Annotated in this window: 23 protein-coding genes; 12 read left to right on the forward strand and 11 right to left on the reverse strand. The window is 61.8% G+C overall.

Annotated elements, in window-relative coordinates; genetic code table 11:
- The first annotated feature begins 118 nt into the window (after positions 1-118).
- A complete protein-coding gene (locus tag BJ928_RS06330) occupies positions 119-1,033 on the forward strand; it encodes a restriction endonuclease (protein ID WP_245432231.1) in 915 nt (304 codons plus the stop codon).
- A gap of 94 nt (positions 1,034-1,127) precedes the next feature.
- The gene (locus BJ928_RS38515) at positions 1,128-1,322 is read left to right on the forward strand and encodes a hypothetical protein (RefSeq protein WP_147413891.1); all 195 of its coding nucleotides are present in this window, start codon (positions 1,128-1,130) and stop codon (positions 1,320-1,322) included.
- A gap of 213 nt (positions 1,323-1,535) precedes the next feature.
- Here BJ928_RS38515 and BJ928_RS06340 read toward each other — a convergent pair whose 3' ends face one another.
- The gene (locus BJ928_RS06340) at positions 1,536-3,029 is read right to left on the reverse strand and encodes a PLP-dependent aminotransferase family protein (RefSeq protein WP_052227483.1); all 1,494 of its coding nucleotides are present in this window, start codon (positions 3,027-3,029) and stop codon (positions 1,536-1,538) included.
- 104 nt (positions 3,030-3,133) lie between these two features.
- On the opposite strand from BJ928_RS06340, the gene BJ928_RS06345 reads away from it, so the two are divergent.
- Complete coding sequence (locus BJ928_RS06345) at positions 3,134-4,351, forward strand: MFS transporter (protein WP_047628576.1); 1,218 nt, start codon at positions 3,134-3,136, stop codon at positions 4,349-4,351.
- A 296-nt stretch (positions 4,352-4,647) separates the two neighbouring features.
- On the opposite strand, the gene BJ928_RS06350 is transcribed toward BJ928_RS06345, so the two are convergent.
- Positions 4,648-5,088 (reverse strand): hypothetical protein, encoded by a 441-nt coding sequence (locus BJ928_RS06350; RefSeq protein ID WP_047628577.1) that lies wholly within the window; start codon positions 5,086-5,088, stop codon positions 4,648-4,650.
- A 537-nt stretch (positions 5,089-5,625) separates the two neighbouring features.
- On the opposite strand from BJ928_RS06350, the gene BJ928_RS06355 reads away from it, so the two are divergent.
- Positions 5,626-7,605, forward strand: a complete 1,980-nt coding sequence (locus tag BJ928_RS06355) for an oleate hydratase (RefSeq protein ID WP_047628580.1) — start codon at positions 5,626-5,628, stop codon at positions 7,603-7,605.
- A 48-nt stretch (positions 7,606-7,653) separates the two neighbouring features.
- Positions 7,654-8,235 carry a G/U mismatch-specific DNA glycosylase gene (gene mug, locus BJ928_RS06360; RefSeq protein ID WP_052227484.1) on the forward strand — a complete coding sequence of 194 codons (582 nt, stop codon included), beginning with the start codon at positions 7,654-7,656 and terminating at the stop codon, positions 8,233-8,235.
- 47 nt (positions 8,236-8,282) lie between these two features.
- On the opposite strand, the gene BJ928_RS06365 is transcribed toward mug, so the two are convergent.
- The 3 genes from BJ928_RS06365 to BJ928_RS06375 all read right to left on the reverse strand — a co-directional run bounded on the left by BJ928_RS06365 (position 8,283) and on the right by BJ928_RS06375 (position 10,722).
- Positions 8,283-9,239: an alpha/beta hydrolase gene (locus tag BJ928_RS06365; protein WP_047628583.1), complete on the reverse strand. Its 957-nt coding sequence runs from the start codon at positions 9,237-9,239 to the stop codon at positions 8,283-8,285.
- 150 nt (positions 9,240-9,389) lie between these two features.
- Positions 9,390-9,944, reverse strand: coding sequence for an NAD(P)H-dependent oxidoreductase (locus BJ928_RS06370; RefSeq protein ID WP_047628584.1), 555 nt, complete (start codon positions 9,942-9,944; stop codon positions 9,390-9,392).
- 229 nt (positions 9,945-10,173) lie between these two features.
- The gene (locus BJ928_RS06375; protein ID WP_348628201.1) at positions 10,174-10,722 is read right to left on the reverse strand and encodes a DUF6622 family protein; all 549 of its coding nucleotides are present in this window, start codon (positions 10,720-10,722) and stop codon (positions 10,174-10,176) included.
- Between the two features lie 41 nt (positions 10,723-10,763).
- On the opposite strand from BJ928_RS06375, the gene BJ928_RS06380 reads away from it, so the two are divergent.
- The 3 genes from BJ928_RS06380 to BJ928_RS06390 all read left to right on the forward strand — a co-directional run bounded on the left by BJ928_RS06380 (position 10,764) and on the right by BJ928_RS06390 (position 12,424).
- Positions 10,764-11,387, forward strand: a complete 624-nt coding sequence (locus BJ928_RS06380) for a TetR/AcrR family transcriptional regulator (protein ID WP_047628586.1) — start codon at positions 10,764-10,766, stop codon at positions 11,385-11,387.
- A 93-nt stretch (positions 11,388-11,480) separates the two neighbouring features.
- Positions 11,481-11,855, forward strand: coding sequence for a DUF4180 domain-containing protein (locus tag BJ928_RS06385; RefSeq protein ID WP_047628590.1), 375 nt, complete (start codon positions 11,481-11,483; stop codon positions 11,853-11,855).
- A 17-nt stretch (positions 11,856-11,872) separates the two neighbouring features.
- Positions 11,873-12,424 carry a GNAT family N-acetyltransferase gene (locus tag BJ928_RS06390; RefSeq protein ID WP_047628592.1) on the forward strand — a complete coding sequence of 184 codons (552 nt, stop codon included), beginning with the start codon at positions 11,873-11,875 and terminating at the stop codon, positions 12,422-12,424.
- 139 nt (positions 12,425-12,563) lie between these two features.
- Here the strand turns inward: BJ928_RS06390 and BJ928_RS06395 are convergent, their stop codons facing one another.
- Positions 12,564-13,127, reverse strand: a complete 564-nt coding sequence (locus BJ928_RS06395; protein WP_047628837.1) for a methylated-DNA--[protein]-cysteine S-methyltransferase — start codon at positions 13,125-13,127, stop codon at positions 12,564-12,566.
- A 139-nt stretch (positions 13,128-13,266) separates the two neighbouring features.
- On the reverse strand, positions 13,267-13,404 hold the full coding sequence (locus BJ928_RS38740) for a hypothetical protein (protein ID WP_156151431.1): 138 nt from the start codon (positions 13,402-13,404) through the stop codon (positions 13,267-13,269).
- Between the two features lie 210 nt (positions 13,405-13,614).
- Between BJ928_RS38740 and BJ928_RS06400 the strand changes: the two genes are divergently transcribed.
- Positions 13,615-14,244 (forward strand): 2'-5' RNA ligase family protein, encoded by a 630-nt coding sequence (locus BJ928_RS06400; RefSeq protein WP_047628596.1) that lies wholly within the window; start codon positions 13,615-13,617, stop codon positions 14,242-14,244.
- A 9-nt stretch (positions 14,245-14,253) separates the two neighbouring features.
- Here BJ928_RS06400 and BJ928_RS06405 read toward each other — a convergent pair whose 3' ends face one another.
- On the reverse strand, positions 14,254-15,894 hold the full coding sequence (locus tag BJ928_RS06405; protein ID WP_082011762.1) for a SulP family inorganic anion transporter: 1,641 nt from the start codon (positions 15,892-15,894) through the stop codon (positions 14,254-14,256).
- Positions 15,895-15,982: 88 nt separating this feature from the next.
- Positions 15,983-16,864, reverse strand: a complete 882-nt coding sequence (locus tag BJ928_RS06410; RefSeq protein ID WP_047628599.1) for a LysR family transcriptional regulator — start codon at positions 16,862-16,864, stop codon at positions 15,983-15,985.
- Between the two features lie 91 nt (positions 16,865-16,955).
- Here BJ928_RS06410 and BJ928_RS06415 point away from each other — a divergent pair, with 91 nt between their 5' ends.
- The 3 genes from BJ928_RS06415 to BJ928_RS06425 all read left to right on the forward strand — a co-directional run bounded on the left by BJ928_RS06415 (position 16,956) and on the right by BJ928_RS06425 (position 20,547).
- Complete coding sequence (locus tag BJ928_RS06415; RefSeq protein ID WP_047628601.1) at positions 16,956-17,930, forward strand: quinone oxidoreductase; 975 nt, start codon at positions 16,956-16,958, stop codon at positions 17,928-17,930.
- Positions 17,931-18,188: 258 nt separating this feature from the next.
- Positions 18,189-19,370 (forward strand): MFS transporter, encoded by a 1,182-nt coding sequence (locus BJ928_RS06420; protein ID WP_047628839.1) that lies wholly within the window; start codon positions 18,189-18,191, stop codon positions 19,368-19,370.
- Positions 19,371-19,485: 115 nt separating this feature from the next.
- A complete protein-coding gene (locus BJ928_RS06425) occupies positions 19,486-20,547 on the forward strand; it encodes a succinylglutamate desuccinylase/aspartoacylase family protein (protein ID WP_047628602.1) in 1,062 nt (353 codons plus the stop codon).
- 5 nt (positions 20,548-20,552) lie between these two features.
- Here the strand turns inward: BJ928_RS06425 and BJ928_RS38745 are convergent, their stop codons facing one another.
- Together BJ928_RS38745 and BJ928_RS06435 are read right to left on the reverse strand one after the other, a co-directional pair.
- Positions 20,553-20,705: a hypothetical protein gene (locus BJ928_RS38745; protein WP_156151432.1), complete on the reverse strand. Its 153-nt coding sequence runs from the start codon at positions 20,703-20,705 to the stop codon at positions 20,553-20,555.
- Positions 20,706-20,833: 128 nt separating this feature from the next.
- Entirely contained in the window at positions 20,834-21,352 is a 519-nt protein-coding gene (locus BJ928_RS06435) for a MarR family transcriptional regulator (protein WP_047628604.1), read from the reverse strand.
- Between the last annotated feature and the right edge of the window lie 18 nt (positions 21,353-21,370).

Here is a 21,370-nt window from a genome sequence, read left to right on the forward strand (position 1 = left end):
CATCATTCGTCGGATCTCAGCGCTATGAGTTGTTGGCAGCCCGCGGCGGGATTGGCGCGCGCTTCCGCACATGGATGAACTCGAGGCGGGGATGATGGAGACCGAGGGCTGGTAGGTTATGATGTCGTTTCGTGAAGCCCAGGCGGTTGAAGACCTGGCGGACCTTCTCTACGATTTTCTCCCCGGAAGCGGAAACAACAGGACCGCGTTTCCGCTTGCCGCTGCGCATGCTGGTGTTGGCGATTTGTGGGTCGCAGGCAGCAAGCGGCCCGCGATCGTGCAGCTCTTGACCGCGACGCTCGAACAGCGCCGGTCGTGTTTCACCAAGCTCATCGTGGCGATCGTCCGGCAGGCGATGACCTATCGGCGCGGCAAGCGAAATGCGCTTAGCCGCGAAGAAATTGATCGACTGAACAGCCTCCTTCCCGGTGTGCAATTTAAGATTCCGGAGTTGCTCGATCCGGGCTTCCTCAAGAGCTTCGGCTCACCGAAGGCAGAGGAGCCTGCACCACAGGCGACGGCAACGCTGACTGCGGCGAAAGCGCAGGAACTCGCAACGCTGCTCATCGAGATCACCAAGCTAGATCCGCACACACGTGGGCTGCGCTTCGAAGGGTTTCTCAACGAGCTGTTCGGGGGATTCGGCCTCGCGCCGCGCGGTGCCTTCCGCCTTGTGGGCGAGCAGATCGACGGCAGCTTCAGACTGCACGGCCAGACGTACCTAGTGGAGGCAAAATGGCATGGCCCGCAGATCGGGTTCGCTGATTTGATGACTTTCTCAGGCAAGGTTGGGGGTAAGGCATCTTGGTCGCGCGGGCTGTTCGTGAGCAATTCCGGCTTCACGGCCGAGGGTCTTGAGGCGTTCGCGCGCGGGCGTCAGACCAACCTGATTTGCGCGGACGGGCTTGATTTGTACGAGGTGCTGTCACGCAAGGTCTCGCTGATCGAGGTTCTGGAAACGAAGGAGCGGCGTGCTGCCGAAACAAACCGTGCATTCATTCCCGTGCGTGACCTGAATCTTCGCGCGAGTTAAGCGGGCTTTATCGACCGTGACGGCATAGTTGGCCAAGCCGCGACGACTAGTCGGCAGAGGGGGCTCGCCTCGGAAGGCGTCCTTTGCTACGAAGATGACGGTACTTTTTGAAGATGATGGCTTTGAGCTCGTCGGCCGAAATGACCAACCTGAAGGGCAATTGGTCTCGATAGATACCGATGATCGCGAAAAAAATTTCGCCGAAATTTCCCTTAAAAAACAACACCGTATGATTTTGACGGTCCATGCGTCGGCTTCCGGCTTCTCAGATGAGGAAAAACCCAGCTAGATCAATGACCTAACCGGGTTTAAAACAATCGAGTGGGAGTGAGGGGAAAGGCCGGGGAATTCGGCCTTTCGGCTCTGCGATAGATTTGCCGCTGCTTCATGGGTTGAAAAGGCATTGTGCGACCTTACGCTCAATCACGACAGCCTGCTCGTAGACCCAACCTTCCGTTTATCGAGGCCGGCTGATCTGAGTTCCGGAAGCGAGCCACCGTATTCATCTGTGCTTGAGGTGCGCGAACACGGCCGCCAGACCCCTTGTGCCGAGATCGGCCTCGGCATCCGTCAAGCCCGAGAAGCCGAGCAAGAGGCCGTGATGGGGCATGGGCGCCACATGCATTGGCGAAATTGGCAGAACCGCAACGCCATGCCGGCGCGCTGCCTGCGCCAACACGATATCGTTGTGTTCCGCGCGGGGCCGAGCCAGAAGATGGACGCCCTGGTGTGGGGAATTCACCTGCAGATGATCGGACAAGCGCGCGCGCAACAATGACACCAGCACGTCGCGCGACGCGCGATAGGCCTCGCGCAGCCGTCGCAGATGGCTCGAGAAATGTCCCTCGGCCAGAAAGTCGGCCACCACCAATTGCTGGAATGGCGCGGGGAAACGATCAAGTAGCGTTCGCATCACTCGAAACGCGGGCACCAGATCCGCCGGCACCACCAGATAGCCGAGGCGCAGGCCCGGCAACAGAGCCTTGCTGAAGGTGCCGGCATAGATGACGCAATGATGCTCATCGACGCCTTGCAAGGCCGCCAGCGGCCGGTCGTCATAACGGAACTCACTGTCGTAATCGTCTTCGATGACCCAAGCCCCTGTGGCGTCAGCCCAATCGAGGAGCGCCAGACGCCTCGCCATCGAGAGAACCGCCCCGGTGGGATATTGATGGGAAGGCGTTACATAGACGGCTCGCGGCTTGACGGCGAGCGCCGCCAGCGCGGCGACGTCGAGGCCATCGCCATCGACCGGCACGGGCGCCAGCCCCGCGCCATGGACCGTCAAGGCAAGCCTGGCCGGCGGATAGCATGGGTCCTCGACCGCCACGAAATCACCCGGGTCGATCAGCGTGCGGATCGCCAGATCGATCGCTTGCTGCGACCCCGCCGTGATGAAGATGCGGTCGGGTGTGCAGCGCACGCCACGCGCTGCCAGGAGATAGGCGGCCACCGCTTCGCGCAGCACCGCCTCGCCCTGGGGATCGCGGTAGTGGTCCGACAGGGCGCCGAGATGGCGATGGGCGATGCGGGTCAAGACAGCGCGCGTCTTTGCATCCGGCGGCGTCCGGCCGGTGACAAAGGGTATCTGCGAGGGAGGCTCGGAAAATTGGGGCGCGGGGTTGGTCGCGGCGCGAGCGGCGCGGGAGAGCAAGCGGCCAGGCTCAGGCCGGTTCCATCCCACCCCGCCCGAGCGCCGGGCGCGCTCCGGCACATCGGTTGAGACATAGGTGCCGGAGCCGGCGCGGCCGACCGCATAGCCTTCGCTCATCAGCGTTTCGTAGGCCTCGGTGACAAGGCCACGAGACATGCCCCATAGGCGCGCCGCCGCCCGGGTGGATGGAAGCCGCGCCCCCGGCGGCATGCGGCCGGCAACAATCCCCTGGCGCAAAGCGAGATAAAGCTGGCGGACAAGTGGCACGCTCGATGCGCGGTCGACCTCGATATCGACCAGATGCGCGGTGCCTTCGCGCCGGCGAGAATCTTCGGCTGTCACCTCCGCCTCCGCAAGAGTGGCCCCCGGACGTCAATCCAAGTGGACCTGTCATTTTGACGATTCCGACAGAATACTTGGGCCAATTATAGCTGGAGTCAAACATCATGCGCGCATCACACGCCTATTGCCTGTTCGTCGCGAGCTTTCTGACGGCGGCCGGTTACGGCGCGACCTTCCTTCTGACAGAGCATTTCCGTACCCTCGGCGGCAGCGAGATCGAGACCGGCATCACGCTTGGCGGCGCCATGCTTGGCACGTTGATTGGCGTCCCGCTGGTCGGTTGGTTCGCCGGCCGCTTCGGCGCGGCCCGGATGGCTGCACTCGGGGCGCTGTCGGTCTGCGCCGGCTATCTTGCTCTCGCGTCGCTGCACACCCTTTCTCCCGTGATTGGCGGGGCCGGCTTCCTCATCGGCCTTGGCTGGGGGGTCTTCTATCTTGCCGCGCCGATGGCACTTTCGGAGCGCGTCACCGATCACGAGCGCGGCTTCTGGTTCACGCGCTTCGGCGCCTTTCTTATGGCCGGCATCGGTGCCAGCCCGATCGCGGCGGGGGCGCTCACGGGAAGCCTCGGTCTCTCCACGGCGATAGCCTTCTGCGTCGTCGCCGCGGCCTGCGTTCTCGCGGCGCTGCTCTTATGGATGTTCGAAAACCTGTCGTCGAGGCCAGCAGCCACGACGTCGCAGCAGTCCAGCAACGGCTGGGTGCGTAAGCTGCCGAGCATCGCTCGGACGAAAGCCATCTACCCCATACTGATGGTGGGTCTGGGCGCCTGCGTGTTCAGCGGTCTCCTGACGTTCCAGACGTCGCTGGTGCGCGGCACGGGCCTGCAAGCGAGCACCTTCTTCGCCGCCTACGCCATTACCGTGGTGGCATCGCGTTTCGTGCTTGCCCCGCTCGTCAGTCGGGCCAACGGTGACCGCGCCACCATAACGCTTCTGTCGGTGATGATCCTCGGCGTGGTGGTTGCCTTCGCTCTTCCCTACGGTGTGCTGATCCAGGTTGCGAGCGCTGTTTTGCTCGGCCTCGGCTATGGCCTGGTCTACGCGGTCATCGAGACACAGGCCGTCAACGACGGTCCTCCGGAGCAGCGCAACGCGGCACTGACCTGGTTCGCAATCACCTATTTTCTTGGGGTCTTCGGGTTTCCGATGCTGGGCGGCTGGCTGATCGTCGCTGTCGGCACCGCCGGCTTTCTTGGCGCCGTGCTGGTGTTCGCGATCGCCGAGATGGCCCTTGCATTGCTGCGCCTGCGTGATGTGCCACGGCGGCAGCCGCTGGAAACGTCATTCAACGAACCGCGCCAAACGGGAGGGTCGCAGTGAACCATTCGGGCGCGAGGCAGAGGCGACTGGCCGGGCCGGATGATAGATGGCGAAACCGCGCCTTTCGCTTTTCTGCGGAAAAATCCAATGATTTCAGAAGGCGTAATTTTTGTCAGCGCTGCTGATGGTATGGAACGAGCCGAAAAAAGTAATGAAGTTCAACGCGTTATGGGAGTCGTAAACAATCGGGTTGGAATGAAGAGCACGAGGCGCTCACCGCGTAGTCTTTCTCGAGAGCCTGATCGCTCATTCAGCAAATCAGGCCCCCAAGGAATTATCAGGGCGGAATCTCGCCCTTACTTCACAGTGATGCTCAAGCCGCTGATATCCGCGTTGACCTGCAGGCCGACCTGCCTGCCCGTGAGTTCGAGTTTGGCGCCTTTGTCGTTGGTCATGACGATCATCTGGGCGCCCTTGCCGATCGCGCCGCCGCCGCCCGCTGCACCATAAACCCCACTCACATCCTGAGCGCGGCGAATATTGCGCACGGTGCCCTGGAAATAGGTCTTGGAAGCGCCGAAGGCGAGGCCGCCGGAAATGCCGCCGATCGAGATCGGGTAGCGTTTGCCACGGAAGGTCAACGTGCCTTCGCCGCCCGAGCCGCCGACGAAGAAGGCCGCCTTATAGACGGAGAAACGAACCGTGCCGCTATCGGCATGCGCGGCGCTGGCAAAACCAATTCCCACGGCAGCAACGGCTGCAACCGCGGCTGAACGAAATCCAGACGAAATATTCATGATGAGACACTCCTCAAGAGCGCCGCTTACCCGGCCAGCCGAGTAGGTCGGCGTCGTACCAACGTCTTACATGAAACGATCGCGCACGTCATTAGTTCCACAGCATGCGTAGGGAACGGCGCGTCAAACATCGATAGCAGGCGACCGGCGAGCTGCTGACATGGAGTTGAATTTCGAGCAGAATCAATGGGATAGGCTTTCTCCAAACCACATTCTGGTCGCTTTTCTTTCACGAGGAAATTTTTTCGCGCAATAACTAAGCGTTAGAGATCATCTCAATAATCAGGCGAGACGGAGGCTTCTCGCGCGAGCATGCAATGCCGACGGTAAGTGTCAGCATTGCGCGGCCAAACTCTTTGATGATCTGACTGGAGCGCCATCCCTATGGAATCCGTCCATGGCCGAAATGGCTGGTGAGCGCACGGCTATGTCCTTATTCCCGTCATATGCTAATACTGCACGCGATATATACTGGAACGCGAGCACGTCCGACATGCGCCCTGATCGCAGTCATTGTCCACCGACGGGAGGTTTTCCATGACAGGTTCTTCAGGCTCCAGCCATGATGCCGGCAAGATATTCACGGTCGAGGCCGACACGACCGCGGGCTATTGGCACCATACCCCGGAAAACACCCTGCCGCCGCCCGACATGATGGGCGCCTATATGCGCAACCGCCCGGTGCCGGGGAATCAGATCGCGGGGCGCAAGGCCTGGATCATCGGTAGCGGCATCGCCGGTCTCGCCGCCGCCTTCTACCTGATCCGTGACGGCCGCATGGCCGGAGAAGACATTACCATCCTCGACACGATCGATATCGAGGGCGGCTCGCTCGATGGCGCGGGCAATCCGGAGGAAGGTTATATCATCCGCGGCGGCCGCGAGATGAACTGGAACTACGACAACCTCTGGGACATGTTCCAGGATATCCAGGCGCTCGAACTGCCCGAGGGCTACAGCGTTCTCGACGAATACCGGCTGGTCAACGACAACGACCCCAACTTCTCGAAAGTCCGGCTAATGCACAGGCGCGGCGAGATCCGCGACTTCTCGACCCTCGGCCTCTCGCGTTCGCAGCAATGGGAGCTGATCCGGCTGCTGCTGAAGCGCAAGGAAGACCTCGACGACATCACCATCGAGCAATATTTCAGCGCTGGCTTCCTCGAAACCAATTTCTGGTATCTCTGGCGCTCGATGTTTGCCTTCGAGAACTGGCAGAGCCTGCTCGAAATGAAGCTTTACATGCACCGCTTCCTAGACGCGCTCGACGGGCTCAAGGACATGTCGGCGCTCATCTTTCCCAAATACAATCAGTATGACAGCTTCGTGCGTCCCCTCGTCCGGCATCTTCAGGAGCGTGGGGTCAAGGTTCAGTTCGACACCCGTGCCTATGATCTCGACATGAACGTCGACGGCGATGCGCGCACCGTGACGGCGATCCGTGCCGATATCGGCGGCAAGGACCAAACCATCGCCGTCGGGCCGAATGACGTGGTGTTCGCGCTGACGGGATCGATGACAGAAGGCACCGCCTATGGCGACATGGAAACGGCGCCCGTGCTGCAGCGCGGGCGGCACGAACCCGGCGAGGCCAGTGACTGGACGCTATGGAAGAACCTTGCGAAGAAATCGCCGATCTTCGGCAAGCCGGAGAAATTCTACGGCGATACCGAGAAATCGATGTGGGAGTCGGTCACGCTGACCTGCAAGCCCTCGCCCTTCGTGGACAAGCTCAAGGAGCTGTCGGTCAACGATCCCTATTCGGGGAAGACCGTCACCGGCGGGATCATCACATTTACCGATTCCAACTGGGTGCTCAGCTTCACCTGCAATCGCCAGCCGCATTTTCCCGAGCAGCCTGACGATGTGCTCGTCGTCTGGGTCTATGCGCTGCTCATGGACAAGGACGGCAATCATATCAAGAAGCCGATGCCGGCCTGCACGGGCCGGGAGATCATCGCCGAGCTCTGCTATCATCTGGGAATAGAGGATCAACTCGATGCGGTCGTCGCCAATACCAAGGCACGCCTTGCGCTGATGCCATACATCACCGCCATGTTCATGCCGCGCGCCGCGGGCGACAGGCCGCATGTCGTGCCGGCCGGATGCACCAACCTGGCGCTGATGGGCCAATTCGTCGAAACATCGAACGACATCATCTTCACCATGGACAGCTCGATCCGCACGGCCCGCGTCGGCGTTTACACGCTTCTGGGCCTGCGCAAGCAGGTGCCGGATATCAGCCCCGTCCAGTACGATATCCGCACTCTCCTCAAGGCAGCACGAGCGCTCAACAATGACGAGCCCTTTCCGGGCGAGCGGCTGCTTCATCGGCTGCTGGACAAGACCTATTTCGCGCATATCCTGCCGCCGCTGCCGGATCAGGAGAGCTCGATACGCGAAAAGGCCGAAAGCGAACTTGCGGAACTCTTCGGCGCGGGCGGGCAAGCGGTCGGGCGGGTTATCGACTGGCTTGAGAAGGTCAGGGAAAATCTGATATCGCGCAGCAAGCGCTGACGAGCGGCTTCAAGCCGCCCAGCCCCGGTTTGCGCACGGACATTCGACATGCACGATGACACATCTCCCGAACAGGCGGACGCGGCGCTCGAAAGCGCGGCATCGGCGGGCGGCTTGGCCGAAATCCTTGCGCCCCACCTTTCCGTCATCTTCTGCGGATTGAACCCGGCCCTTACGGCGCAGCGGGACGGCCACAATTTCTCCAACCGCAGCAACCGCTTCTGGCGGGTCTTGCATCTCGCCGGTTTCACTCCCCGTCTACTGCGGGCGGAGGAAGAGCGGGAGATGCTGGACTATGGCCTCGGCCTGACATCGGCGGTCTCGCGCGCGACGAAAAGCGCCAGCGAGCTGAAGAAGAGCGACTATCTTGCCGCCGCTCCCGTGCTCGAAGAGAAGATCAGGCGCCTCACTCCCGATAACCTGGCGTTTCTCGGCAAGGCCGCCTATGCCGCCATCAGCCTTCGCACCGATATCGAATGGGGCAGGCAACCGGAGGCATTTGCCGGCGCTTCGATCTGGGTGCTACCCAATCCGAGCGGTCTCAACCGGGCCTTCGATCTGGCGAAGCTGACGGAGCACTATCGCGCGTTGAAGCTGGCTGCGGATCGCGACAGAAATCCGATCAGATAGCCAATGCTTCCCTGTCGATGACTTCTCGGACCGGACCGCCGCCCGGATCAATCACTTTTCTGCGGGTCGAGCACGCCGATCGTGTGCAGCCACTGTTCCGCCAGCGCTGGCCAGCGGCTGATGGGAGACTTACTGGGGCGAAGGCCGAAGGCATGACCGCCATGGGCGTACAGATGCATTTCGGTGGGGACGCCTGCCTTCTGCAGCGCGATATAATAGGCGAGCGATTGCTCCACGCCGTCGACATGATCGTCCTCGGCTTGCAGCAGAAAGGTTGGCGGGGTGTCGGCGCTGACACGAATGTCCGGATGCAGGCGCATATCCGTCTCGTTTCGAGTGGTGCTGTCGTCATCCTCGTGCACCCATAGATGGCCGGGATAAAGGGCCATGGCGAAGTCCGGCCGGCAACTCAAACTGTCGGCATCGTCAACCCGCGCATAAATCCGTCGAGAGAAATTGGTGCTGAGCGCAGCAACCAGATGCCCGCCGGCGGAAAAGCCGATCACGCCGATCTTATGGGGATCGACATGCCATTGCTCGGCATGCTGGCGCACGAGCCCCAGCGTACGCTGAGCGTCCTGCAGAGCCGTTTGCACCTTCGGATAATGGCGCTGCCCTTTATCCCATGTCGGACCTGAATTCGGCACCCGGTACTTGAGCAGAACGCAGGTTATGCCGCGCGAGGTCAGCCAGTCGCAGATCTCCGTGCCCTCGAGGTCCATCGCCAGAACCTTATATCCTCCGCCCGGAAACACGACCACGGCTGCGCCCGTGTTGTGGCCCTCGGGGGGATAGACGGTCATTGTCGGCTGGGTGACATTCGTGACGCTTGCGGAACCTGCCCCGACAGATTCGGGCTGGGCATCAGGCACCGCGTCCGGAACGGCTCCGGGCCAAATCGGCACCTGGACATGGCCTGACGAGGGTTGCCAGATGGCGGAATGGGCTTGCGAAGTTGCACAAAAAAGCGCGAAGAGAGAGGCTGCGAAGATCGATTTCTGCATGGCGTGACGGATGCCTCGCTGCGAGCGTCAATTCATATCGATGACCAAAATCAACTCACCTTCGATGATGATCGATTGCAGCTTTATCATGGCTCAATCCGTCGGCGGCAGCGATCCCTTGCAGAGATTGATGCAACGGGCCATGCGCCCTCAACCGCGCCCCATTTCCGCAAAAGCCTGTTCGAGCGCCGGCCGTCCCTCGGCAAATTCCGTCGCTGGATCGACTTCACCGACATTCGCCTCGATGCGCGTGCGCGACAGGGTGAAGCCCGGCATGGTTTCGACCGGCTTCATCTTCAATCCGGTCAGCACCTGATGAAGCTGAGCGGCGCATTTGTTGCCGCCATGGCCGCCATAGGTGACGATCATCGCCGGCTTACCTGCCCATTCCCGATAGAGATGATCCAGCGCGTTCTTCAATACGGCCGGATAGCCCCAGTTATATTGCGGGCTGACGAAGACGAAGGCATCGCCGCTGGCGATCTTGGCGCTCCATGCCTTGGTGAGATCGGCGCGATAATCGCCGGTCGCGGGTATGCTCGGCTCTCCGTCCATCGGCAAGGGCCAGTCGCGGAGATCGACGATCTCGAATTCGGCCGGCAGGATTTCGCGGCCGACCGACGTCACCCATTCGGCTACGACGGGACATATGCGGTTCGGCCTGACGCTGCCGACGATGACAAGAATTCTGGAAGGCATGGGCATGGCGTTCTCTTTCAATTATGTGCAAAATACACTTAAATCGAAAGCAGAGACCTGTAAAGGTGCAAAACACACATATCTCCAGCGAACTGGCCGGCAGCCTCGTCCACGCGCCTGCCGATTGGACCAATAAACGCGAATAAGTCGCAGGCTCGGCCGCCGTTTTGACGATGCGCGCAGCGAGTTGCCGCTGTCCGAGATTGACAGGGACCGCAGCCCGCCGGGAAGCATCCTATCCCACTTGATCGGCTGGTTGCTCGGGGATGGTCATATAGCGGGAAAGCAGATGCAGATTGCGGCCAAGCGACATGCCGATGAAGCCGGCCCAGATAGCGGCGGCAAGCGGCGGGACAAAAGGGGCGGAAAACCAAGCGGCGTGGGTTGCGGCTGCGGCATGCAGCAGGAATTCGAAGGCGAAGGTCGCGAGAATGATGACAAGCATCATGATATCGCCTGGCAGCGATAGCGACCCCTTCGTCTTGTCGACTGCAATTTTCCAGCCGCTGACATGACGCCAGCCGACCGCCATGCCGATGCCGAGTCCCAGGGCCGCGAAAAGCACATCGAGCAGGCTCGGCTGCGAGAACAGCCCATCGAAACCGCGTGCGCCCAATATGGCCATCAGGAGCGGCATGATCGCGAGACGCTCGACGCGGATCGTGCGCGGCAGGCATCGCGAGATGCCCATCCATAACAGCAGCAGAAACAGTATATAGACATAGGCTGGAACATGGGTCATCGCCGGAACTCCGTAACGGCAGGATTGCAGCCGGGGAAGAATTAGCCGATAATCTTAACGTCGTAAAGATTGGAGACGATCGATTGAACGGGAATGAGGCCAACTCGCCGGCGCGCTACCATCATGGCGATCTGCGCAATGCCTTGCTCGAGGCGGGCCGCGGCCTGCTCGAAGAGGGCGGGCCGACCGCGCTCAGCATTCGTGAAATCGCGCGTCGCGTCGGCGTTTCCGCACCGGCCGCTTATCATCATTTTTCCGGGCTGGACGAGATTGCCGTGGCGCTGGCCGAACGTGGCTTCGCCGAATTGGCCGACAGCCTGCAGGCTGCGCCCAGCAACGCCAAGGGGCAGTTGGCGCCTGCAGGCATGGCCTATGTTGCCTTTGCCCGCCAAAATCCGGGGCTTTATCGGCTGATGTTCGGCGAAGGCTTCCATACCGCCTTTGCTGGCCATGACGGAATACGCACCCTGCGCCTGGCCGCATATGAGGTTATCAAATCGGGCCTGTCGAAACGCATGCAGGCCGACGAGGTCGATACGGCGGCACTGTTTCTCTGGTCCTTGACCCATGGTCTGGCACTGCTGATGATCGACGGTCAGTTCGATGCCGGCACCGACCCCGAAAAGCTTGTCGCCTCAGTCCTGCGGCTCTCCGGCAAGGGGCTTCCGACCTCGGCGGAACCCGGCGGAGATATGCGACGGCTCTAGGATTGCAATGCCCCATTTGATATGGCGTCGCGCACCGATTGCACGGAATGATAGCAAAATCTCACCTCCCAACAGCAAGCAAAGTCGAACAACATGTATAAGGTCCAAGACATCTCCGGCCACAAGCTCGTCATCGGTGATGAGAGCGGTCCAATTCTGGCGGGCGAAGGGGACGTGAACGACTGGATCAGCGCGGCATGGGATGCTGAAGCGAGGTTCGTCGTCGTTCCGATCTCACGCCTGAACGCGGAATTCTTTCAGCTCTCGACCCGCATCGCCGGTGCAATCATCCAGAAATTCGTCAATTACCGCGCCCAACTCGTCATTCTCGGCGATATCTCGCAATGGGTCGCGGGCAGCAATGCCCTGCGCGATTTCGTCTATGAATCCAATAAGGGGCGCGAGGTCTGGTTCCTGCCTGATATCGATGCACTCGCGCAGCGCCTGCAGCAAAGCCCTCAAAACTAGATCGAAGGTCTATCTTCATGGAACCGACGCTTTCTCCGCCGCGACTGGAAACCGAACGGCTTGTCCTGACGGGGCATGGGCTCGATGACTTCGAGCCGCTCGCCGGCATGTGGAGCGATCCCCTGGTCGTCAAGCATATTTTCGGCGATGTCGTCTCCACCTCGAGAGAGTCGTGGATGCGGATGCTATCCTATCGTGGACTCTGGCCGCTGCTCGGCCATGGCTACTGGGCAGTCCGCGAGAAATCATCCGCCCGCTATATCGGCGATCTCGGCTTTGCGGACTTTCATCGGAACATGGAGCCGCCGATCCGGGGCATTCCCGAAGCCGGCTGGGCGTTGGCCGCGTGGGCGCACGGCAAGGGCTTTGCCACGGAAGCGCTGGCAGCCGCCGTCACCTGGCTCGACAGGCAGCCGCGATTTGACCGCAGCGTCTGCCTGATCTCTCCCGATAATGCAGCCTCGATCCGTGTTGCCGAAAAAGCGGGCTATTGCGATCCGAAGCCGATGCGCCTGAACGACAAGGCGACGCTGCTGTTTTCCCGCGCCCGTCACGCACCGGAAAAATAGGGCGAGCGGCCGAAGCCTCCCGCCCTGCTTCATTGCCTGGAGCAGTTCCGCTTTTCTTCGAATCGCGAAACCACTCTATCCTCTTGTTTCTTGACGCATTTCGCGCGGAAAACCGCTGCGCAGCTTTCCTGGAGACGCTTTAAAACGCCAGCGACTGCTGCACCGGCTTCGGCGGCGCCAGCTGGACGCCTTCCAGCTCCAGCATCCGGGCCTTGGAATTCGAGCCACCGGGCGCCGAAAAACCACCGATCTTGCCGCCCGCCGCCAGAACGCGGTGGCAGGGGATGATCAGCGCCACGGGATTCCTAGCCATGGCCTGCCCGACATCGCGGGCGGCTTCCGGCCCGGCGCCAAGCTGCTTTGCCAATGTTCCGTAGGTTGTCGTGTGGCCCCAGCCGACCTGTCGGGCGGCATCGTAGATCTGCTTGAAGAAGGCATCCTGCTCGCCGAGGTCGAGCGTCACGTCGGAAAAGTCGATCGCCTCGCCTGCGAAGTAACGCTTCACCCGGGCGACGACTTCCGCGACCTCCGGCGTCGGCGCGCCGGGCTGCGCAGACGGCAAGCGGCGCAGAAGCAGGCGCTCGGTCGCGCCTGCGTCCTTTGTCGGCAATTGAAAGCGCAGAACGCCGGCGTCGCTCCAGGCGATGCCGCAGAAGCCACCGGCGGTCTCGAAGATCAGATAATTCTGCCTTGTCTCATTCATGACGAAGCTCCCGTGTTTCCACTTGCCATGAAAATCGTCCTCGGAAGCAGCGAATTCAACCCGTTTCTTGCGAAGAACGGGATTTGACAACCGTTTTGACGCCGCCGGAACCGTGCCGGTACCGCCGAGCGAGTTGATATCAATATCCGCCGCCGGCCGGAGGAGCATTCTGCGTCATGCCGCCACCGGAGTTGCGCTCGCCCGAGGTGGAGCAAGAAGCGATGCCAAGGCCGATGAGAGCGAGAACAATGGCGACAAGGGCTGATCTGGAAAACATGGCTGCTATTCCCGTTGACGAGGATGGGCGCGAAGACCCGGACCTTGAATGAACACATCAGGCTGCCCCTTTATTCGATCGCTGTTTAAATGAGACGCTCCATCAATCCGCCATATGTTCTCATTTTGTTCTTGAATTAGCAACTGCTGTATCCTATGAATCCGCGGTCGAACAAGGAGGAGGCAAGGCGCTGGGCTTTGAGGCAATCCCATGAGGAATAAGAGGCAACATAATGGGCAGCTCTCGCTCTATCTGAACGGCGGCCCGCGCAGCCGGATACTCCCTCCGGCCGATCACGGGCCATTCAGCGAACTATATTTTGCGGTCCTTCCCGACGAGGAAAGTGCCGCCCGGAGCCATGAACTCGCGGGCAACTTCCATCGGCAGTACCGTTCCTTCGCGAAGCCGCGAAGAGCCGACCTTCTCCATGTGACGCTCTATGCGATCGGTTCGTTTCGCAACTTGCCGGAGGAGACGGCATTTGCGGCGATGGAGGCTGCGTCGCGGGTCAGGAAGCCATCCTGTCCCGTGGTTTTCGATGAGGTCGTCAGCTTCGGCAATGGCGACAATCGCCCGCTCGTCCTTTGGAACAGGAACGGCAACGCCGAACTGAAGGCGATCTATCGGGAACTGGTCGATGCCATGCGGCTCACGGGCATTGCGCCGCCAAAGGAAAGGCCGGTTGAGCCGCATATGACGCTGCTCTATCGGGGGCAAAGCGTTCCGGACATCAGGCTTGAGAAACCGGTGAGCTGGACAGCGAGAGACTTCGTGCTCATCAACAGCCTGCAGGGTGAAGCAACCCACGAGCACCTTGGCTATTGGATCTTGCGCGACTGAGCAGGCCGCTCAAACCTTCGGCTTATTGTCATCCGCCATCACCGCCGTCACGGCATCATCGACGCTGAAGCTGCAGCGGCTGCCGACATCGGCAACGCCGGCGACGGTCATAAGATCGCGAACGCGGTCATGCACGCGTGCAAACTGGACGTGGAGACCGGCCCGCTGCATGGCGCTGTCGAACTCCATCAAGGCGTCCATGGCCGTGCTGTCGATATCCGAGCTCTCTTCCAGGCTGAGGATGATCGCCTGCAGCCCGACTTCGCCACGGCTGCCCGACATTATCTCGCCGAAGATCGTATCTGCATTGCCGAAGAACAGGGTTTCGCCGGGACGCCAGATGGCAATGCCCGGCATCTCCGACGCATCGCCGTGGCGGCTGACATCAACGAAATTGTGGCTGTCACCAAGCCGCCCGAGGCGGGCGACATAGGGCGAGGCCAGACGATGCATCATGGCGGCAAGCGAGAGCGCGATCGCCAGCAACATACCGTTGAGCACGCCGAAAGCCAGTACGCCGATGGCAGCCCCGAGCGCCACATAGAAATCGCGGTGGAGACGGCGCAGGCGAAGGATCGGACTCGGATCGAGCGCATGGGTCAGCGCTGCGATGACGACGGCGGCCAGCACCGGCTCCGGCAGCAGCGCCACAAGCGACCCGGCACAGGCGATCAGGATCGCAAGGCCGATGGCGGCGAAAACGGTGGTCGCCCGTGTCTTCGCACCAGCTGCTTCGCTGGCAAAGCCGGCGGAAAAGCCCGCGCCGACCGGCATGCCCTGCACCACGGCGCTGGCGATATTGGCCGCACCCAGCGCGCCAAGCTCGCGATTGACCTCCAGCGTCTCGCCATAGCGCAGCGCCAGGGCCCGCATAGTGCCCCAGGACTCGGCAAAGAGGATGAGGACGAGCGGCACGGTGAACTGCACGAGCCGCGAATAGGCGGTCCAGTCGGCATCCGGCAGCGACGGCCATTGCGGCAGGATCTCGATGGGGCCGACCAGCTTGACGCCGTGGCCCTGCAGGCCGAACAGGTAGGAGGCAAAAATCCCGGCGACAAGCACCAGGAATGCGCCGGGGATGCCCGGCAATCGCTTCAGCAGCAACAATGCCGCCAGCGCAACGATGCCGACGGCAACGCTGATCGGATTCCATTGGAGAACCGCACCGAACAGAGATGCCGCATAGGTCAGGATGTTCGAGCCCTGCGCATTGACGCCGACAAGGATCGGCAACTGATGCAGGATGATGGTGATGGCCAACCCCAGCGCGAAACCGCGCAGCACCGGCCGCGAGATGAAGCCGGTAATGCCGCCGAGACGCAATGCGCCGGCAACAACGAAGAGAATGCCGGCGAGCGCCACGGCAACCGTCGCAAGACCGGCCTTGATCGTGGCGTCGCCCGGCACCACGGCCAAGGTCGCGGCGAGAATGGCGGCCGAAGAAGATGTAGGGGAGACGATGGCGAAACGGCTGCGGCCGAAGATGGCATAGACGAGGCATCCGGCAATGCCGGCAAGGATCGCCCGGTGCGGCGGCAGCCCGGCAATGCCGGCGTAAGCGACCGCTTCCGGCAGCATCAGCCCGGCAACAGATATGCCCGCGACCAGATCCGCCCTGTCCACCACGAACCAACTGCTCAGCTTCGTCATCGATCACCGACCGTAAGTGTGGCCCATCCATTTATGGATAGAGATTCGCCGCCGGGCTGCAACAAGAAAATGTGACCGGGGAATTGCCTTACGCCACCGTGCCCACGTCGTCCCGGATAGGGCAGCTTTGCGCGATGACATCGCAGACGAAATCCATGACGGCGCGGACGGCCGGCGAGCGACGCAGATCCGGATAGGTCATCAGCCAAAGATCCCGCGTCGGCGGCGGCACCGCAGCCGGAAGGCGCGTCAAGGCAGGCTCTCTATCCCCGAGGAAGGTCGGAAGCACGAGGACGCCGATACCCGCCCGCGCGGCTTCCAGCTGCCCGAATATATCGGCGGCGCGGAATACGATCGGCCGGCCGGCCAGCAGACTGCGCAGCCAGGTCTCGCGCGTCAGATGTTCAAGGGCTGCATCATAGCCGATGAAGACCCAGTCTTCCTCCGGCATCTCAGCGATGGACGGGACGGCGTAGAGACCGAAGCGCATCACGCCAATGCGCCGGACCAGCAGATCGCTCTCCTCCGGCCGCGTCGTTCTCACAGCGATATCCGTCTCGCCATGATCGACCGCGGCCCGACGCGAGACGCCGGCGACGGTCAAGGTGATATCGGGATGGTCGATGCGAAACAGAGCCGCCTTCGGAGCGAGAAGATGAACGGCGATCGATGGCGGCGCGCTGATCTTGACTGCGGCGGAGAGCCCGGCGACGGCGCTTTTCGAATAGCGTCTGATCGCCTCGACATTTTCATCGATGCGCCCCACCAGTTCGGCAATCGCGCGGCCGTCCGCCGTCAGCGGTGAGGTACGCGGCCGCCTGTCGATGAGGCGCAAATCGAGCGAGCGTTCCAGCGAGGCAATGCGCCTGCCGACCGTTGCGTGATCGACGCCGAGCTCCCGCGCGGCCGCGGACAGCGAACCGGTTCGGGCGAGCGCGGCAAAGTGAAGAAGGTCCTGCCAATCGATCATCTGTGCATTATTGCACAGATATGGTGAGTTCATACCGAATTTATTCAAGCCGGCGTTTATGGTCAAAGATCTCCTGAAAGGAGACTTCTCAATGCCACTAGCGATTGCCATTACCGGCCCCGGCGGACCAGAGGCCATGAAGGCCGTGGAGCTGCCGGCCATCGACCCCGGCCCCGGCCAGGCCCGCATCCGCCAGAGCATTTCCGGTGTGAATTTCGTCGATATCTATGTTCGCTCCGGGCTTTATCCGCTGCCGCCCGGCCAGAGCGTGCTCGGCTTCGAAGGCGCCGGCGTCATCGAAGCAATCGGCCCCGAAGTCGGGGGACTGAAGGTTGGCGATCGCGTTGCCTATATCGGCCATCCGCTCGGCAGCTATGCGGAGGTGCGTACATTATCGGCCGCGCGTCTGGTGAAATTGCCCGAGGGCGTCAGCGAACGGGTTGCCGGAAGCACGATGCTGCGCGGGCTGACGGCCCAGATGGTGCTGCAAAAGGTCTACCCCTTGAAGGCAGGCGAATGGGTGCTGGTGCATGCCGGCGCGGGCGGTCTCGGCCAGCTCGTCACACGGCTTGCCAAGCGGATTGGTGCGAATGTCATCGCCACGGTCGGCTCCGAAGCCAAGGCCGGATTTGCCTACGAGGCCGGCGCGGACGTGGTTCTCCTGCACACATCCGAGGATTGGGTGGAGGAAGCCCGCCGCATCGCCGATCGCCGTGGCGTCCACCTCGCCATCGACGGAATTGGCGGCAACATGCTGTCGCAGACGCTTGCCGCCGTGCGCCCTTTCGGCATGGTCGCAAGCCTCGGTCAGGCAGCAGGCCCCATTCCGCCGATCCAGATCGAGGAACTGACCGCGCCGCGCGCGATCGGCCTGTCGCGCCCGAGCGTGCTGACCTACGCCAACGACCCCGAGCTCTACCGTCAAGGCACCACGGCGCTGATGGCGGCGCTGCAGGCAGGGCTGGTCAACCCGATCGGCGCCGAATATGCGCTCAAGGATGCAGCCCAGGCCCATGCCGACCTTGAGGCCGGCCGGACGACCGCCAGCGTTATCCTAACGATGTAAGGCATCTGAAGCGGAGCCTGGCAGCGGGCTCCGCTGCCGCGAGCCGCAATTTCCGCCGACGCACACTCAATTCATCCCGTCAATGACTTTTGCTGCAAGGCAGCAATTCGTTGACCTCGCCCGCTATTCCCTGATACCTCTTTTAGAGGCGACGCACGGCCTTTGGCCGCCGCCGCCATCGCTACCCGATACGAGCAACCCCGATCTTTCGTGGCCAACAGCATGGACACCGCTGCCGGTGCCCGCAGGCGATATCCCGTGAACACTGCCTCTGAGACCCTCCGGTCCACTTCGACCCTGTCCCTCATCTCAATTGTCGCGCTGACATTCTTCGGCTACCTCGCCATCGGCCTGCCGCTTGCGGTACTGCCGACCTATGTCGACAGCGGCCTCGGCTTCGGCGTCGTCTGGGCGGGTATCGCCGTCAGCGTGCAATATGTGGCAACGATCGTCAGCCGCGCCCATGTCGGTCGGCTCTGCGATCAATACGGGCCGCGCCGCTCGGTCTTTCTTGGCTTCCTTGCCTATGGTCTGTCAGGCGCCCTGACGATCGCCTCCACGTTTACGATCCAGGTCCCCGCAGCAAGTCTTGCTCTCCTGCTTGCAGGGCGGCTGGCGCTCGGTATCGGCGAGAGCTGGGTGAGCACAGCGGCAATCACCTGGGCGATCGGCCTGATGGGATCGCGAGAGACCGTGCGCATCATCTCCTGGAACGGCATCGCCACCTACGGCGGCATCGCGCTTGCCGCTCCCTTCGGCGCCTGGCTGCAGGGGCAATACGGCTTCTTCGCCATCGGCGTCGTCACCATCATCCTTGCGGTTGCCGGCTTCATGCTGGCGCAAACGCGCCCACCCGTGCCCGGCGTGAAGGAAAAGGGCATCGGCACCGGCCAGGTGCTGAGTCGCGTCGCGCCCTTCGGTATCGCGCTGGCCCTTGCCTCCAGCGGCTTCGGCGTGGTCATGGCCTTCGTCGCTCTGTTTTTCCATAGCCGCGGCTGGGACGGCGCCTCGTTCGCCCTGAGTGCTTTCGGCCTTGCCTTCATGGGCGTGCGCCTGGGTCTTGCGCAGGCAGTCGCCCGCTTCGGTGGCCTGCCGCTGGTGCGCATTTCGCTCGTTGTCGAGATTATCGGTCTGGCAGCACTAGCCTTTGCGCCCTCCCCGACAGTTGCCATCATCGGCGCGGCCCTGGCCGGCGCCGGCTTTGCGCCCGTCTTCCCGGCACTCGGCAACGAAGCCATGGAGCGCATCCCGCCGCAAAACCGTGGCGTCGCGCTCGGGCTCTATTCGATATTTCTCGACGTGTCGCTTGGCTCGACCGGCCCGATCGCCGGCCTGTTTGCCGATCACCTCGGCTATGCTGCACCGTTTTCTTTCGGTGTCGGTGCGGTATTGCTCAGCCTTATCCTGAGCTTCTGCCTGCGCAGGAATCGCAGCCGCTAGACGCCGTTTAGGCTGCTCTTCGCAATTCGCATGTTGTCGTCAGGCGACAAATGGTTGCGGCCTGCAGCCAAGGCTTGATATGGGTCTCCGATTGTTATCAGCAGGAGGCTCGCCCATGAACGTCACCGAAATCGTCATCGAGGGCGACACTCCCGGGATCGCCTGGCGGCTGCCGGTGCTGCATTTTGCCGGTAGCAAGGCCGATGCCCCGAAGATCTACATCCAGGCGGCATTGCATGCCGGTGAGCTGCCGGGCACGGCGCTCGTTCATTTCCTGTGCGAGCGGCTGCGGCAGGCCGAAGCGGAAGGTGCGATCCTCAGCGATATCATCGTGGTGCCGCACGCCAATCCGATCGGCGCGGCGCAATCGCATTTCGGCGAGATGCAGGGCCGTTTCGATCTCGGCTCCCGCACCAATTTCAACCGCGATTTCCCGCTGATTTCGGCGCGCGACCGCGATCTTCTCATCGAAGGTCTGGAACGCTACCCCGCTGTCGACCGGCTGAAGCGACAGCTGATCCATATGGCGCTTGGTGCCGATCTGGTGATCGACCTCCATTGCGACGATGAATCCCTGCAATATGCTTATATCGATGATGCCTTCTGGCCCGAGGCCGCCGATCTTGCCGCAGCACTTGAGATGGATGCCGTGCTGCTTTCCGATGGCGAAAGCTCGGCCTTCGAAGAAGCCGTCAGCTTCGCCTGGAAATACGAGGTGCCGGGCGAGAAGAAGGCAAGGCTGCCGGGCAAGCTTTCGGTGACGGTCGAACTACGGGGCGCGCGCGATGTCTATCCCGACATGGCGAAGCAAGACGCAGCGGGGTTTTGGCGTTTCCTGACGGCACGCGGCGCTGTTCAAGACGATAGCGTCACACTCGGCGCATTCGCTGGGCCGGCCGTGCCGCTCGACAACGTCGAGATGATCCGCGCTCCGCAGGCTGGCACGGTGCTCTTCCATCGCAATATCGGCGAGCGTGTCGAAGAGGGCGATCTACTGGCGACCATCATCACCAGGCCGGGCATGCCCGACGGAACTATCGAGGTTCGCGCACCGCAAGCGGGCCTCATCGTCACCCGCGTCTCGGACCGGCTCGTGCGCCGGCGCGGCGATTTGATGAAGATCGGCTCCGACGAGCCAAGCTCCGTCGCCCGCAAGCCGGGCACGCTTGAGGACTGATCTCTCTAACGGCGATCGATCATCCTGCAGCGCAGGGTAAAGGCGATCGCCGCCGCCTCGCGAAGGAGCGTGCCGAAGTCACGAAGATGGCGCTGCGCTCCAACAAGAACCGCACGCGCAAAACCCCTTAGCCAGGCAAGAATTAGACGATATCTCATGACAATCATGCCTCCGATCGAGCCGATGCAGGCAATGTTCAAAGCATCGATGACGTCAGCGTTGGCGCCATCATATATATGTATGCAGTGTGCATATAAATTGAGAAAATGTCAAGCGCGGCGAGCCACTACGCCATAAAGGCAATGGGGCAGCGCTCCTGATCACAGGCGCCCTGATCGCAAACGCGACAGACGACGTCCTGATCGTCGCCGAGATCGACCAATGCCGGCAGCAGTTTTTCGATGAGCTGGCCGAATTGCTCCGTCTCTTCAGGACCCAACACCGCGAAAGCTCGATGAATGACGGACCTGCGCGCGGCGAGGCTGCGCTCGAAAAGTTCCCGCCCACGTTCCGTCAGTTGCAACGAGCGAGCGCGCTTGTCTCCCTCGACGCCGCCAGCGCGCAACACGAGACCGGATGCCACTAGCTGGTCGACAAGGCGCACTGTGGCGGAATGGGAAAGAGCGATCATCCGGCGCAACGTCTCGATCGTCAGGCCGGGTTCGGTGCCGATCTGAACGATGGCGGCAATCGCGCTTGGGCCAAGGCCGGTCTCATCGGCGAAGGCCTTCTCCATCTTGTCCACCAAAGCGAGGCTCATGGCGCCGAAGAGGTTTTCCAACCGCAGCATTTCCTTGTCCGCCATCGTGCTCCATCCACGCCA

It is taken from the genome of Rhizobium sp. WW_1 (assembly GCF_003610155.1).
GTDB classification, from domain to species: Bacteria; Pseudomonadota; Alphaproteobacteria; order Rhizobiales; family Rhizobiaceae; genus Rhizobium; species Rhizobium tropici_A.